This window comes from Candidatus Nitrosarchaeum limnium BG20, assembly GCF_000241145.1.
Lineage (GTDB): Archaea > Thermoproteota > Nitrososphaeria > Nitrososphaerales > Nitrosopumilaceae > Nitrosarchaeum > Nitrosarchaeum limnae.
The window spans coordinates 1-557 of the sequence record NZ_AHJG01000051.1; the positions used below are offsets into that span (position 1 = coordinate 1).

Annotated in this window: 1 protein-coding gene and 1 pseudogene; both read left to right on the forward strand. The window is 34.8% G+C overall.

All coding sequences use genetic code 11. The features are described 5' to 3' along the window. Window positions 1–181: pseudogene (locus BG20_RS12990) on the forward strand (exosome complex RNA-binding protein Csl4); the annotation flags it as partial. 1 nt (window position 182) lies between these two features. After that, window positions 183–557 (forward strand): prephenate dehydratase (locus BG20_RS01955; protein ID WP_010190151.1); only part of this gene is annotated, 375 nt, incomplete at its 3' end.

Here is a 557-nt window from a genome sequence, read left to right on the forward strand (position 1 = left end):
AACAATTCATGCGTCTATAGAAGAACCACATTTGGGGGTATTATTTACAAAATGTAGAAAATGCGGAGGAAAAGTAGTTCAAATGCGTGATGCCATAAAATGTACAGAATGTGCGTGGATTGATGAGAGAAAACTTTCAACAAATTACGGTAACACTGATTTCGTAAAGCTGAGAGAGTAAAATGACACGTGTTTCGTTCCAAGGTGAACGAGGAGCATATAGTGAAGCAGCAGCAAGAGCATTTTTTAATTCAGATATTCAAACTGTTCCACTACCAACTTTTGCAGAGGTTTTAGAGAATACTACAGTAGGCAAAACAGAGTATTCTGTTTTGCCTGTAGAAAACTCATTGGAAGGTAGTGTAGGAGAAAGTTATGATTTGCTGTATTCAACACCACTTAATGCTATAGGTGAAATTTATCATAGAATTGAACATTGTTTGATTGGAAATGGAATGTTAGATGAAATTGATACTGTGTACTCTCATCCTCAAGCATTAGGACAATGTAGAAATTTCATTGAAAAACATAATATGAAAACAGTTCCTACATATGAT